Here is a 14980-nt window from a genome sequence, read left to right on the forward strand (position 1 = left end):
GTCAGGCTTTGGAACACTTGAGATTAGTTATTCCAAAATAATAAACTCTGATCGTCGGTTCAATTGGTGCTTCTCCCTTGAACAGGGTACCCCATTGCCACATTCATTGACAAGTCGCGATTCTCCAAAGCCTTCGCCTTTCAAACGTTCTGCGGAAATACCTTTTGAAATCATGTAATTGACCGTTGATTCTGCCCTCTTCTGAGACAGCCACATATTATAATCGTCATTGCCGCGGCTATCGGTGTGGGAATTCACCTTGATTTTCAGGCTTGGATATTTTTCCATGGCTACGATTACCTTTTGAATCTCTACTTCAGCATCAGGACGTATGTTATACTTGTTCAAGTCAAAATAAATGGTACTCAACTGCAACAGTTTTGCCAAATCATCTCCATAGCCCCCTGTGACCACGTCACGCTCTAAATAAAAATCAACAATACGTGGTTTGCCATACGATTTGGGAAGATATTCTTCTGAAGGCACATAACCTTCCATCAACGCCCGAACAAAGTTACCTTTCGAGCAATCCAACTCAAGAACATAGTCTCCTTCAGAATCGGTAATCGTTGAAGAAACCTCATTGTTTTCCTCATCGATGATTTTGACCGTAGCACCCACCAATACTTCGTTTGAGATCCTATCGCGAACCGTGCCCGTAACACCCTGTAGGCAATCAAGCCTTAACGGATCGGTCTCTGTAAAAGCATAGATATCATCTTCGCCGAGCCCGTCAGGCCTATTTGAAGAAAAATAGCCCTTCCTGGTCTCTTCATCCATGATAAAAGCAAAGTCATCATATTTGCTGTTCGCTGGTCTCCCCACGTTGGTCACCGTCTCATCATAACTGAAAGCGATCTTTGTGGCAAAAATGTCCAATCCTCCCAAACCCGGATGTCCATCAGAAGAAAAATACAATACTCCCTCAGCGGTTATAAAAGGAAAGGTCTCACGTGCCACGGTATTGATGTTCTTGCCTAAATTTATAATGGGACCATAAGTGCCGTCACCGATAATTTTGGTCATGAAGATATCGGATTCACCATGAGAGCCTGGCATATCGGACACAAAGTATAATATCTTTTCATCAAGACTCAGCACTGGGTGTGCAATCGAGTATGAATCATTGTTGAAAGGCAACTCGGTAATGTCTGTCCATTCACCATCGATAAATGTAGCCGTATATATTTTCAGACGCGTAACGCCTTGTTGGTCTTTATATTTTTTTCCATCCAAGAAATTGTTACGTGTAAAATACATGGTGCTTCCATCTTTTGTCACTACGGAAGTAGATTCGTGTAACCGTGTATTGACATCACCCTCGAGTTTTACCACATTGTTTTCAGAGATGCTGTCAGCATCTACCTTGTAGAGGTCCAAAAAGTCTTTAGAGTTCCATGTGTGACGATATCGGGCAAGGTTTCCAGTATCTCTATCTGATGAGAAAATCAATCCTCTTTTATAAAAAGAAGTCGCAAAATCGGAATGTTTGCTATTATAGGGAAATGCTTCTACTTCATATCTTCCCGAATTCTCTTCAATCTTTGCCAAGTAATCTTCTTCATAAGCGGCCATTCTGCTATCGGCACTGGCCATATCGTTAAACTTGGCCATCATTTCTTTGGAGCCGTCATAGTCACCCAAAGTCTTCAGGGTTTGTGCATATCGGAAGATATAGTCTGTACCCATTTCATCAGGATATTCTTCGATCAGACGCCGATATATCTCATTTGCTTTTTCGTAATCGGCATTGAAATAGTAAGAATTGCCCAGTTTCTTTAGCAAGTCTGGGGAGACATAGCCCTTTTCGAGCACTTTTTGGTAGATATCGATCGCAGGCCTAAAAGAGTAGTCTGAATATTCTTCATCTGCCCTGACCAGTCTCTTTTCTTGAGCATTGAGGCCAACAAAACCCAACACCAATATCATAAACAGAAGTAGTCGTTTCAGCATAATAGTTTAATTAAAAAAATCGTGGCGAAACGGTTCGTTGAAATGATTTCAACAATTCGAGCCTCAAGAAAATCTCAAAAGAGCCATCATTGAACTGGGTACCGCCCAGTTCAGTGGTCTCTCGGTCATAGGCCAGCCCCAACATCAGCTGTTCCGTAATCTGAAAACCCGCAAGGGCGCTTACAGCAGCATCCCAACGGTAAGCTGCACCAAAACTGAACCTATCATTAAACAAGAAACTTGCCGATAAATCAACCTGAAGGGGTGCACCCCCAACTGCCTTTGTCAATAGGGCAGGTTTGAACTTCAAATTTCCACTCAAATCAAAAACATAGCCTGTTATCAAATAGAAATTAATCCGTTCGGCGGCCAAAAAATTAACCGCGTTGCTATCACCCCCACTATTGTCAAAGTACTCAGTCTCCAAAATATTAGGTGCCGATACTCCGGCATAAAATTTATCAGTGTGATAGTAGATACCCAATCCAAAGTTGGGCGAAAATTGGTTGTCAACGTTATCTTGATCTACTACCTCTTGATCAAAATTTCGCAATCCATTATAGTCCAAACTCAATAAATTACCTCCAGCCTTTAAACCAAATGATAGTTTCGCGTCAAAAGAAACATCAATAGTGTATGAAAGCACGGCATCTAAATAAGTTTCTTGTACCACTCCATCGCCAATATTGTCATTGACAATAGAAATACCATATCCCAAACGACTATTTCTAATGGGAGAATGCAAGTTTAAGGTAAATGTCTCCGGAGCGCCATCAAGACCCACCCATTGTGATCGATAGAGGCCAGCGAAACTCAATTGGCCCCTTGAACCCGCATACGCCGGATTGACACTCAGCGTATTGAACATATATTGGGTATATTGGGCATCTTGCTGGGCAAACATATCAAAAGATGTCAAGCAAATCAGCAAGAATAGGAACGGTACTGTTTTTCTTATCATGTTAAAAATTAACGGATTATCGACTTATATAGAGGTAATCGGTATCGGTTATCCTTCCTTGGTCAGATTCGTACTCAAATATATAAAAATATACCCCTGATGGAAGGTAGTCATCGCCTGACAATGTTGACCGGCCTTTTGACCTACCATCAAATATATTGTTGATATTGTTATAGTTACTTCCCTCATACACAGCTACACCCCATCGATTGAAAATTTTCAATGTGTTGTTTCTTGCATTTTCAACGCCTCTGATAAACAGAAAGTCATTTCTACCATCACCATTGGGTGTTACCAATTGATTGACTTCTATTGAATCGATCTGTGGTTCATCATCAATTGGGTCGAGGTAGTCGGGCGTGCCGTCACCGTCGGTATCGTCATCGGTAGGGTCGCCGTCACCGTCCGCGTCCTCGTCGGGGGTCTCGATACCGTCGCCGTCATCGTCTAGGTCACGATAGTTGACGTCGCCGGTGCCGTCCGTGTCGGGAAGGTCGTTCGCAGGGTCGTCGATCTCGTCGTTCACGTCGTAGCCGTCGTCGACATCGCTCCCCTCGTAGCCGTCGTCAAGGCCGTCACCATCGGTGTCGGTGCCCGTGAAGGACTGGTCGGGCTGCCCGTCGAAGTCGAAGTCGTTGCCCTCGTTGTTGTCCGGAACCAAATCGTTGTCAGTGTCTTCGTCAAGGTAGTCGGGAGTGGTGTCGCCGTCCGTGTCCTCGGGGGTGACCCCCTCGTCGCCAGTGCCCTCGTAGGCGTCGTCCAGGCCGTCGTTGTCGCCGTCATTGCCGCTAGGGGGCACGTAGCCATCGGTGGGCTGCCCCTCTACGTTGTCGGGGATGCCGTCGTCATCGGAGTCGATGTCGAGGTGGTCGGGCCTGCCGTCGCCGTCACTGTCCTGTGGGTCCGTCAGCGGGTCGCCGTCACCGTCAAGGTCCGGGTCCTCAACCGTGTCAAGTATCCCGTCGTTGTCATCGTCGATGTCAACCACGTCGGGAACCCCGTCGCCGTCTGTGTCGTCGCGGTCATCGTCGGGGTCCAGGTAGTCGGGCGTGCCGTCACCGTCCGTGTCGTCATCGGTAGGGTCGCCGTCACCGTCCGCGTCCTCGTCGGGGGTCTCGATACCGTCGCCGTCATCGTCTAGGTCACGATAGTTGACGTCGCCGGTGCCGTCCGTGTCGGGAAGGTCGTTCGCAGGGTCGTCGATCTCGTCGTTCACGTCGTAGCCGTCGTCGACATCGCTCCCCTCGTAGCCGTCGTCAAGGCCGTCACCATCGGTGTCGGTGCCCGTGAAGGACTGGTCGGGCTGCCCGTCGAAGTCGAAGTCGTTGCCCTCGTTGTTGTCCGGAACCAAATCGTTGTCAGTGTCTTCGTCAAGGTAGTCGGGAACCGTGTCGCCGTCCGTGTCCTCGGGGGTGACCCCCTCGTCGCCAGTGCCCTCGTAGGCGTCGTCCAGGCCGTCGTTGTCGCCGTCATTGCCGCTAGGGGGCACGTAGCCATCGGTGGGCTGCCCCTCTACGTTGTCGGGGATGCCGTCGTCATCGGAGTCGATGTCGAGGTGGTCGGGCCTGCCGTCGCCGTCACTGTCCTGTGGGTCCGTCAGCGGGTCGCCGTCACCGTCAAGGTCCGGGTCCTCAACCGTGTCAAGTATCCCGTCGTTGTCATCGTCGATGTCAACCACGTCGGGAACCCCGTCGCCGTCTGTGTCGTCGCGGTCATCGTCGGGGTCCAGGTAGTCGGGCGTGCCGTCACCGTCCGTGTCGTCATCGGTAGGGTCGCCGTCACCGTCCGCGTCCTCGTCGGGGGTCTCGATACCGTCGCCGTCATCGTCTAGGTCACGATAGTTGACGTCGCCGGTGCCGTCCGTGTCGGGAAGGTCGTTCGCAGGGTCGTCGATCTCGTCGTTCACGTCGTAGCCGTCGTCGACATCGCTCCCCTCGTAGCCGTCGTCAAGGCCGTCACCATCGGTGTCGGTGCCCGTGAAGGACTGGTCGGGCTGCCCGTCGAAGTCGAAGTCGTTGCCCTCGTTGTTGTCCGGAACCAAATCGTTGTCAGTGTCTTCGTCAAGGTAGTCGGGAACCGTGTCGCCGTCCGTGTCCTCGGGGGTGACCCCCTCGTCGCCAGTGCCCTCGTAGGCGTCGTCCAGGCCGTCGTTGTCGCTGTCATTGCCGCTAGGGGGAACATAGCCATCGGTGGGCTGCCCCTCTACGTTGTCGGGGATGCCGTCGTCATCGGAGTCGATGTCCAGGTGGTCGGGCCTGCCGTCGCCGTCACTGTCCTGTGGGTCCGTCAGCGGGTCGCCGTCACCGTCAAGGTCCGGGTCCTCAACCGTGTCAAGTATCCCGTCGTTGTCATCGTCGATGTCAACCACGTCGGGAACCCCGTCGCCGTCTGTGTCGTCGCGGTCATCGTCGGGGTCCAGGTAGTCGGGCGTGCCGTCACCGTCCGTGTCGTCATCGGTAGGGTCGCCGTCACCGTCCGCGTCCTCGTCGGGGGTCTCGATACCGTCGCCGTCATCGTCTAGGTCACGATAGTTGACGTCGCCGGTGCCGTCCGTGTCGGGAAGGTCGTTCGCAGGGTCGTCGATCTCGTCGTTCACGTCGTAGCCGTCGTCGACATCGCTCCCCTCGTAGCCGTCGTCAAGGCCGTCACCATCGGTGTCGGTGCCCGTGAAGGACTGGTCGGGCTGCCCGTCGAAGTCGAAGTCGTTGCCCTCGTTGTTGTCCGGAACCAAATCGTTGTCAGTGTCTTCGTCAAGGTAGTCGGGAGTGGTGTCGCCGTCCGTGTCCTCGGGGGTGACCCCCTCGTCGCCAGTGCCCTCGTAGGCGTCGTCCAGGCCGTCGTTGTCGCTGTCATTGCCGCTAGGGGGAACATAGCCATCGGTGGGCTGCCCCTCTACGTTGTCGGGGATGCCGTCGTCATCGGAGTCGATGTCCAGGTGGTCGGGCCTGCCGTCGCCGTCACTGTCCTGTGGGTCCGTCAGCGGGTCGCCGTCACCGTCAAGGTCCGGGTCCTCAACCGTGTCAAGTATCCCGTCGTTGTCATCGTCGATGTCAACCACGTCGGGAACCCCGTCGCCGTCTGTGTCGTCGCGGTCATCGTCGGGGTCCAGGTAGTCGGGCGTGCCGTCACCGTCCGTGTCGTCATCGGTAGGGTCGCCGTCACCGTCCGCGTCCTCGTCGGGGGTCTCGATACCGTCGCCGTCATCGTCTAGGTCACGATAGTTGACGTCGCCGGTGCCGTCCGTGTCGGGAAGGTCGTTCGCAGGGTCGTCGATCTCGTCGTTCACGTCGTAGCCGTCGTCGACATCGCTCCCCTCGTAGCCGTCGTCAAGGCCGTCACCATCGGTGTCGGTGCCCGTGAAGGACTGGTCGGGCTGCCCGTCGAAGTCGAAGTCGTTGCCCTCGTTGTTGTCCGGAACCAAATCGTTGTCAGTGTCTTCGTCAAGGTAGTCGGGATTATCTGTTTCATCTGTATTTACGGGATTCAATCCTTCGAAATCACCATCATCATATGCATCATCCAAGCCATCCCCATCTGAATCGTTACCTGTTGGCGGAATATATCCATCGGTCAACTGTGCTTCAACATTATCAGGAATGCCGTCATTATCGCTGTCAATATCGACCCTGTCTGGGAGACCATCACCATCTGAGTCCACATCCTCGCTAAAAGTTGTGGTCTGGGGATCCAAAAAGTTGTCCAAACAAGAAAACTGAATACCCGATTGCCTTACGATGGTCTGAAAGTTTTCATTTGTGGTGGTCTGCACACCAAACCTAAAGACAAAGGTGGAAATATCAACAAATTGAACCGCCACATTAACCGAGGGGTTTTGATTGGAAATACCAGTGTATTCTTCAAAACCGCCATTGATCAAAAGACCCCCAGAAGTAGTGTTCACCACAACTTCGGTAGGATTGTCAACAGTATAACTTACCGGCAGATCAAAGCGGTTGAACTCTTGATATCTTTGATTACCATCAACATCTATAAAATTGGCTATCAATTCTTCTAAAAAGACGGGTTGAGTTGTACCGTCTTCAACCAATGATATTCTCAAATCAACGTAAGGTCTTCTAACATCATCAGTAAACTCAAACTGAATTTCAGGTTTAAAATATTCAGGGTCGATACCGTTTTGGTCAAGAACATCTATCCTACCATTGACTATCTCTTCAACGGTGATTAATGCATCTATTCCCTGAAACACATCATTTATTCTATATACAGAACCTTCGCTGAAGGCTTGACCTGACTCAAGAACAGGTGTTTCGCTGAAGTTCAGGTTGGGAACGGTCTCGCAATCAAAGTCAGTACCCAGCGTGCTTGACTCAGTCTGATCTAGAATTCCGTCGTTGTCTGAATCTATGTCAACATAATCTTCGATAGTATCATTCTCAGTATCAATGGGTGTCAGGCCCTCTCCACTACCAGGTGTTGATTCGTAGCTATCATCCAATCCATTTCCATCCGAATCAATCCCTGAAGCTTCAATAAAATTTGAAGAAAGCTGTGCTTCGTAATTATCTACCAACCCATCGTTGTCTGAGTCCACATCCAAATAATCAGGTGTGCCATCAGCATCGGTATCATTGGCGTTGGTTGAAGGATCGTTATCACCATCTGTGTTTTTGTCCTCTACGGTATCGAGAATACCATCGTTGTCATCATCTATATCGTGTTGATCGAGCACTCCGTCGCCATCTGTATCAACATAAGTCGTATCTAGGGAAATTAATGATGAAGAATCATCGAAAGATGCCAGTAGTATCAGAAACAAGAAGGCAATGGACCAAGAAACCACCAAAGGGACCAAACCCCTAAAGCCCAAAAAAGTAATTTTTTCCATAAATGATAGTTTTACATAAACATATCACCATGGCTGTGTAGGCTTTCAAAAGAATAAGAATAAGGGGTACTTCTTAAACTAAATGCAAGATATGGCAATATTCGAACTCACCAAACCTTGTGCATATTTAGTTTTAATATCCATGAAATCCTATTTTATTCGACAAAGCGCAAAAGGATTTACTTCATCAACCATCTATCTATTTACGTTGCTTTTTTAGGGTCTGGATTATATGAAAATCAAAAACTTTGGAAGCCTTGGGCGCGTTGCCCAAATATAATTCGGGCCGTTGTCTTTTTTGGGTCAGTTATTCAGGCCATGAATTCTTTATTTCCGTTATTTTTGCGCAAAATTTTTATATGGATTTTACAAAGGAAATCGGTAGGAGAAGAACCTTTGGAATCATTTCGCATCCTGACGCCGGCAAGACCACTCTAACTGAGAAATTGTTGCTTTTCGGGGGTGCCATTCAAGAAGCCGGTGCCGTCAAGAATAACAAGATAAAAAAATCGGCCACCAGTGATTTTATGGAAATCGAGCGTCAAAGAGGTATTTCTGTGGCCACGTCTGTTCTGGCATTCATCTATAAAAATTTCAAAATCAATATTTTAGACACGCCCGGGCACAAAGACTTTGCTGAAGACACTTTTCGAACCCTGACCGCCGTTGACAGCGTCATTGTCGTGATCGATGTGGCCAAGGGGGTAGAAGAGCAGACCGAAAAATTGGTGGAGGTATGCCGTATGCGCAATATCCCCATCATTGTTTTTATCAATAAACTGGACCGGGAAGGAAAGGATGCTTTCGACCTTTTGGACGAAGTAGAACAAAAACTGGGCCTCGTGGTCACGCCCCTGAGCTTTCCCATAGGGATGGGGTATGATTTCAAGGGAATCTATAACATCTATGAGAAAAACATTAACCTTTTTAGTGGCAATAGCAAGAAAAATATAGAAGAGACCATCGCTTTTGATGACTTGACCAATTCTGAGTTAGAGAATGTCATAGGGTCAAAGCCTGCGGAAACGCTTCGTGAAAATCTTGAATTGGTAAGTGGCGTGTATCCTGAATTTGATATGCAAGCATACCTTGATGGAAATCTACAACCCGTTTTCTTTGGATCTGCCCTAAATAATTTCGGGGTACGTGAATTATTGGATTGTTTCGTTGAAATTGCACCGGCACCAAGGCCTAAAATGGCAGAAGAACGACTTGTAGAACCAAATGAAAAAGACTTCTCGGGCTTTGTCTTTAAGATACACGCAAATATGGATCCCAAGCATAGGGATCGCTTGGCCTTTGTCAAAATAGTTTCTGGGACTTTTGAACGCAATACCCCCTACTTACACGTACGACAGGGTAAAAAATTGAAGTTTTCAAGTCCGAATGCATTTTTTGCCGAAAAAAAGGAAATTGTCGATGTTTCCTTTGCCGGCGATATTGTCGGATTGCACGATACCGGAAATTTTAAGATCGGTGATACCCTGACGCAAGGTGAAAAACTTCACTATAGGGGTATCCCCAGTTTTTCACCCGAGCATTTCAGGTATATCAACAATGCAGACCCCATGAAAGCAAAGCAACTCAATAAAGGCATTGATCAATTGATGGATGAGGGCGTAGCTCAATTGTTTACCTTAGAGATGAACGGTAGAAAGGTGATCGGTACCGTGGGGGCATTGCAGTACGAGGTCATTCAGTATAGATTAGAGCATGAATACGGTGCCAAATGCACTTATGAAAATTTTCCGGTCCACAAGGCATGCTGGGTAGATTCCGAAGCTGAAAATGAAGAGTTCGTAGAGTTCAAAAGGGTCAAGCAAAAATTCTTGGCCAAAGATAAACATGGCCAACTGGTGTTTTTGGCCGATTCGGCCTTTTCCCTACAGATGACCCAACAAAAATATCCATCCGTAAAACTACGGTTTACGTCAGATAAACAGGTTTGATCTTACCATCTTCACAGACTTGATCAACCTCTTACAGAATAGGTTTTTCATTGGTGAAAATCCTTTTTTTGTATTTTGGGGATTGATAACCAATAAAATGTAACGATTATGTCTAATACAACGAAACCGCCCATCTGGTTCTGGGTGGTCAGTTCAGTCGCACTCGTATGGAACCTTATGGGTGTCTTTAATTATTTAAACCAAGCCTATAATCAAGAAGCCATTTTAGAGAGTTTGACCCAGGCACAACGCGAGGTTTTTGAGGGCATTCCGGCATGGGCAACAGCTGCCTTTGCCATAGCTGTTTTCTCTGGGGCCATTGCCTCCATTGCCCTTTTCTTAAGAAAAAAATGGGCAAAACCTTTGTTCGTTGTCTCCTTGGTCGCGGCAGTGGCCCAGTTCATCCACTGGCTTTTTATCTCAAATGCAGTGGAGGCTTTTGGTTCTTCGACTTACCTGCTGCCTATTCTTGTGGTGGTCATAGGGCTCTTCTTGGTTTTCTTCTCAAAAAAGGGCATTCAAAAAGGTTGGTTGAACTAATAGGGTTCACCGTAAACAAAAAGCCCGACAATTGTCGGGCTTTTTTGTTTTATGCTTCTCCAGTAGGACCAAAATTTAGTGGTATAGGAGGCTGTTCATAATCTTTTATGGTACCATGGGCCTGTTCAAAACGTACTACATTCTCGTTCAAGGCCTTCAAAAACTTTTTAGCATGCTGTGGGGTCAAAACTATTCGACTTTTGACCTTTGCCTTGGGGGTACCTGGCATCATACTAATGAAGTCAATGACAAATTCAGAAACAGAGTGGTTGATGATGGCCAAATTTGAATAGGTACCTTCGGCCGTCTTCTCATCCAATTCAATATTGATCTGTTTTTGTTTTTTTTCTTTCTCAGCCATACCATTGCTATTTAAAAAACCCCAACCTAAATGGTCGGGGTCAGTACATTAAAATTTGAATTCTTCTTTTCGGGCCATGATTTCGTCATACTCTTCCTTAGAGCCCACAATAATACTATCATAGTCTCTCATGCCCGTACCGGCAGGAATCTTGTGTCCGACGATTACATTTTCTTTGAGACCTTCCAGCGTATCGACCTTACCACTTACCGCGGCCTCGTTCAACACTTTGGTGGTTTCTTGGAAAGATGCAGCCGAAATAAATGACTTGGTCTGCAATGACGCCCTGGTGATGCCCTGAAGTACAGGTGTAGCCGTAGCTGCAATGGCATCCCTAGCTGTGACAACTGCCTTATCTGAACGCTTCAAAAGTGAGTTCTCATCACGTAGTTCACGAGCAGAAATGATCTGACCAGCTTTCAAATTTTCAGACTCACCTGGGTCTTCTACCACTTTCTTACCAAAGATCTCATCATTCTCATGAATGAAATCATCTTTGTGCACCAATTGGTTTTCCAAGAAAATCGTATCGCCCGGATCTTGAATCTGAACCTTGCGCATCATCTGTCTCACCACTACTTCAAAGTGTTTGTCGTTGATTTTCACACCTTGCAAGCGGTATACTTCTTGAACTTCGTTGACAAGATACTGCTGAACAGCTGAAGGCCCTTTGATCGCCAAGATATCGTCTGGCGTAATCGAACCATCTGACAATGGCATACCTGCCCTAACATAATCATTCTCTTGAACCAATATTTGGTTTGAGAGCTTGACCAAGTATTTCTTGATCTCCTCAGTTTTAGACTCAATGATTATCTCGCGGTTCCCCCTTTTGATCTTTCCAAAGGAAACCACTCCATCAATCTCTGAAACCACTGCCGGATTTGAAGGATTTCGTGCTTCGAACAATTCGGTCACCCTTGGCAGACCACCAGTGATATCACCTGCCTTGGCCGATTTACGTGGAATTTTGACCAAAATCTTTCCTTCTTTGATCTTATTGCCATCATCAACCATTAGGTGTGACCCTACAGGAAGGTTATATGAACGTAACACTTCACCCTTGCCATCCTTGATCAACAAAGTCGGTATGAGCTTTTTGTTTCTTGATTCAGAAATTACCTTTTCTTGGAAACCGGTCTGCTCATCAATCTCTACTTGATAGGTCACGCCCTGTTCAATGTTTTCATAGGCAATCTGGCCCGTAAACTCTGAAACAATTACCCCATTGTACGGATCCCATTGACAGATAACATCTCCTTTTTTCACTTTTGCCCCATTCTTGATAAACAATTGTGAACCATAAGGAATGTTATTCGTGCTCAGGGTAATGCCCGTTTTCTCATCGACAATCTTGATTTCACTGGTTCTGGAAATCACAATATTTGCTTTTTGACCTTCTGAATTTTCACCTACAACGGTTCTAAGGTCTTCAATCTCGGCAACGCCATCATATTTGGCTTCGAGCTTATTATCTTCAGAAATGTTACCAGCGATACCTCCGACGTGGAACGTACGCAATGTCAACTGTGTACCCGGCTCGCCAATTGATTGGGCTGCCACAACACCAACGGCTTCACCACGCTGTACCATTTTGTTGGTTGCAAGGTTTCTTCCGTAACATTTTGCACAAATACCTTTGGGCGCTTCACAGGTCAAAGCTGAACGCACTTCGATTTTCTCAATTGGTGACGCTTCTATCTTAGCAACATCTTCCTCTTTTATTTCTTGACCGGATGTAAGCAATAATTCTTCTGTCATCGGATCGTACACATCGTGCAACGATACCCTACCCAAAATTCTTTCACCCAAGGTCTCGACTATCTCTTCGTTCTTTTTCAAGGCTTCCACCTCTATACCACGAAGCGTTTCACAGTCTTCTATGGTCACGATCACATCTTGCGAAACATCTACCAATCGACGGGTCAAATACCCCGCATCAGCTGTTTTCAATGCAGTATCGGCCAGACCTTTACGTGCACCGTGGGTCGAAATGAAATACTCGAGAATCGACAATCCTTCCTTGAAATTGGAAAGAATTGGGTTCTCAATGATTTCACCACCGCCAGCAGTTGATTTTTTAGGCTTGGCCATCAAACCACGCATACCTGTCAACTGGCGAATCTGTTCTTTTGAACCCCTTGCACCAGAATCCAACATCATATATACTGAGTTGAAGCCTTGCTGATCTTCGCGAATGCGCTTCATGGCCAATTCGGTCAACATGGCGTTGGTCGATGTCCAAACATCGATTACTTGGTTGTAACGCTCGTTGTTGGTGATCAGACCCATGTTATAGTTGGCCATGATACCATCGACCTGCCCATTTGCATCAGCGATCATTTCATGCTTTTCCTCAGGAATGATAATATCGCCCAAGCTAAATGAAAGACCACCTTTGAAGGCAAAATCATAACCCATGGTCTTGATCCTGTCCAAGAAATTTGCTGTGGTCGGTACATCTGTGACGCTCAAGATCTTACCGATGATATTTCGGAGCGATTTTTTATTCAGTACATCGTTGATGAACCCAGCATTTTCAGGTACTACCCGGTTGAACAATACCCTACCTACGGTAGTCTCGATAATTTGATATACCAGCTCTCCTTCTTCATTGAAATCTTTGGCCCTTACCTTGATGCCCGCATTCAAATCTACCCTGCCCTCGTTAAAGGCGATGACCACCTCTTCATCTGAGTAAAAAGTCAACCCTTCACCCTTTACAGGATATTCTTTAGATGACTTTCGCTCTTTGGTCATGTAGTAAAGACCCAATACCATATCTTGCGAGGGTACCGTAATCGGTGAACCGTTCGCCGGATTCAGAATGTTCTGTGAGGCCAACATCAACAATTGCGCCTCAAGAATGGCCTCAGGCCCCAACGGTAAGTGAACGGCCATTTGGTCGCCGTCGAAGTCAGCATTGAACGCCGTACACGCCAAAGGGTGCAAACGAATTGCTTTACCCTCTATCAATTTTGGCTGAAACGCCTGAATACCCAAACGGTGCAACGTGGGGGCCCGATTGAGCAATACTGGGTGCCCCTTTAGCACGTTTTCAAGAATATCCCAAACAACGGGTTCTTTCTTGTCAATGATCTTTTTGGCAGATTTCACGGTCTTTACAATACCCCTTTCAATCAGTTTTCTGATAATAAACGGTTTGTAAAGTTCTGCTGCCATATCTTTTGGTAGACCACATTCGTACAGCTTCATCTCAGGACCCACGACAATTACCGAACGTGCAGAGTAGTCAACACGTTTACCTAAAAGGTTCTGCCTGAAACGCCCTTGTTTGCCCTTCAATGAATCAGAAAGTGATTTCAAGGGCCTGTTTGATTCTGTCTTTACTGCAGATGCTTTTCTAGTGTTATCGAAAAGGGAGTCCACCGACTCTTGAAGCATCCTTTTTTCGTTTCTCAGGATCACCTCTGGCGCCTTGATTTCCATCAGGCGCTTTAAACGGTTGTTTCTGATAATGACCCTACGATACAGATCATTCAAGTCAGATGTGGCAAAACGGCCTCCATCCAAGGGTACCAATGGGCGCAATTCAGGCGGAATTACAGGAATCACCTTCATGATCATCCACTCTGGGCGGTTTTCACGATTATCCTGCGCTTCACGAAGGGCCTCTACCACTTGAAGTCGCTTCAATGCCTCTGTTTTTCGCTGCTTGGAAGTCTCTGTATTGGCCTTGTGCCTCAATTCGTACGAAAGCTCTTTGAGGTCAATTCTTGCCAAAAGATCGATCAAACATTCCGCACCCATCTTGGCAATAAATTTGTCAGGGTCAGAATCTTCCAAGTATTGGTTTTCAGCCGGAATGGTATCTAAAATATTTAGATATTCCTCTTCGGTCAAGAAATCCATCTTTTGTATTTCCTCTCCTTCCGGGCCTTTGGCAATACCTGGTTGAATGACCACATACCTTTCATAGTAAATGATCATGTCAAGTTTCTTGGAAGGTAATCCAAGAAGGTACCCTATTTTGTTTGGAAGCGACCTGAAGTACCAGATATGGGCCACAGGTACAACCAAGTTGATGTGGCCTACCCTATCTCTACGAACTTTTTTCTCGGTAACCTCAACTCCACAACGGTCACAAACGATACCACGATAGCGAATGCGCTTGTACTTACCACAGGCACACTCATAATCTTTTACCGGGCCGAAGATACGCTCGCAGAACAATCCGTCACGCTCTGGCTTGTGTGTTCGGTAATTAATGGTTTCAGGTTTCAAGACCTCGCCTCGTGACTCAGCCAAGATTGCCTCTGGCGATGAAAGTCCGATTGAAATTTTGTTGAACCTTTTTGGTGTATTATTATCCTTAATTCTTGCCATAATAGTATGGTGATAGCTTT

At 47.1% G+C, this 14980-nt stretch carries 7 protein-coding genes; 2 read left to right on the plus strand and 5 right to left on the minus strand.

Annotated features, from left to right (window positions below):
- Positions 1 to 27: 27 nt before the first annotated feature.
- From L0P89_RS02245 to L0P89_RS02255, 3 genes are read right to left on the minus strand one after another with little or no spacing between them, the layout of a single operon-like run.
- Positions 28 to 1953, minus strand: coding sequence for an OmpA family protein (locus L0P89_RS02245; RefSeq protein WP_235266781.1), 1926 nt, complete (start codon positions 1951 to 1953; stop codon positions 28 to 30).
- A 10-nt stretch (positions 1954 to 1963) separates the two neighbouring features.
- On the minus strand, positions 1964 to 2914 hold the full coding sequence (locus L0P89_RS02250; protein WP_262911460.1) for a type IX secretion system membrane protein PorP/SprF: 951 nt from the start codon (positions 2912 to 2914) through the stop codon (positions 1964 to 1966).
- Positions 2915 to 2930: 16 nt separating this feature from the next.
- Positions 2931 to 7763, minus strand: a complete 4833-nt coding sequence (locus L0P89_RS02255; protein WP_235266782.1) for a gliding motility-associated C-terminal domain-containing protein — start codon at positions 7761 to 7763, stop codon at positions 2931 to 2933.
- A 359-nt stretch (positions 7764 to 8122) separates the two neighbouring features.
- Between L0P89_RS02255 and L0P89_RS02260 the strand changes: the two genes are divergently transcribed.
- A complete protein-coding gene (locus tag L0P89_RS02260; protein ID WP_235266783.1) occupies positions 8123 to 9712 on the plus strand; it encodes a peptide chain release factor 3 in 1590 nt (529 codons plus the stop codon).
- Between the two features lie 108 nt (positions 9713 to 9820).
- The gene (locus L0P89_RS02265) at positions 9821 to 10252 is read left to right on the plus strand and encodes a hypothetical protein (RefSeq protein WP_235266784.1); all 432 of its coding nucleotides are present in this window, start codon (positions 9821 to 9823) and stop codon (positions 10250 to 10252) included.
- 49 nt (positions 10253 to 10301) lie between these two features.
- On the opposite strand, the gene L0P89_RS02270 is transcribed toward L0P89_RS02265, so the two are convergent.
- Complete coding sequence (locus L0P89_RS02270) at positions 10302 to 10613, minus strand: DUF3467 domain-containing protein (RefSeq protein ID WP_235266785.1); 312 nt, start codon at positions 10611 to 10613, stop codon at positions 10302 to 10304.
- Positions 10614 to 10661: 48 nt separating this feature from the next.
- The gene (rpoC, locus tag L0P89_RS02275) at positions 10662 to 14960 is read right to left on the minus strand and encodes a DNA-directed RNA polymerase subunit beta' (protein ID WP_235266786.1); all 4299 of its coding nucleotides are present in this window, start codon (positions 14958 to 14960) and stop codon (positions 10662 to 10664) included.
- Positions 14961 to 14980 lie beyond the last annotated feature (20 nt).

The sequence above is a fragment of the Muricauda sp. SCSIO 65647 genome (assembly GCF_021534965.1).
Classification (GTDB): domain Bacteria; phylum Bacteroidota; class Bacteroidia; order Flavobacteriales; family Flavobacteriaceae; genus Flagellimonas_A.

Bases quoted from the DNA above. Each gene is read 5' to 3' on its own strand.
- L0P89_RS02245 (WP_235266781.1), bottom strand. From the start codon at position 1,953: ATGCTGAAACGACTACTTCTGTTTATGATATTGGTGTTGGGTTTTGTT.
- rpoC (WP_235266786.1), bottom strand. From the start codon at position 14,960: ATGGCAAGAATTAAGGATAATAATACACCAAAAAGGTTCAACAAAATT.
- L0P89_RS02250 (WP_262911460.1), bottom strand. From the start codon at position 2,914: ATGATAAGAAAAACAGTACCGTTCCTATTCTTGCTGATTTGCTTGACA.
- L0P89_RS02260 (WP_235266783.1), top strand. From the start codon at position 8,123: ATGGATTTTACAAAGGAAATCGGTAGGAGAAGAACCTTTGGAATCATT.
- L0P89_RS02255 (WP_235266782.1), bottom strand. From the start codon at position 7,763: ATGGAAAAAATTACTTTTTTGGGCTTTAGGGGTTTGGTCCCTTTGGTG.
- L0P89_RS02265 (WP_235266784.1), top strand. From the start codon at position 9,821: ATGTCTAATACAACGAAACCGCCCATCTGGTTCTGGGTGGTCAGTTCA.
- L0P89_RS02270 (WP_235266785.1), bottom strand. From the start codon at position 10,613: ATGGCTGAGAAAGAAAAAAAACAAAAACAGATCAATATTGAATTGGAT.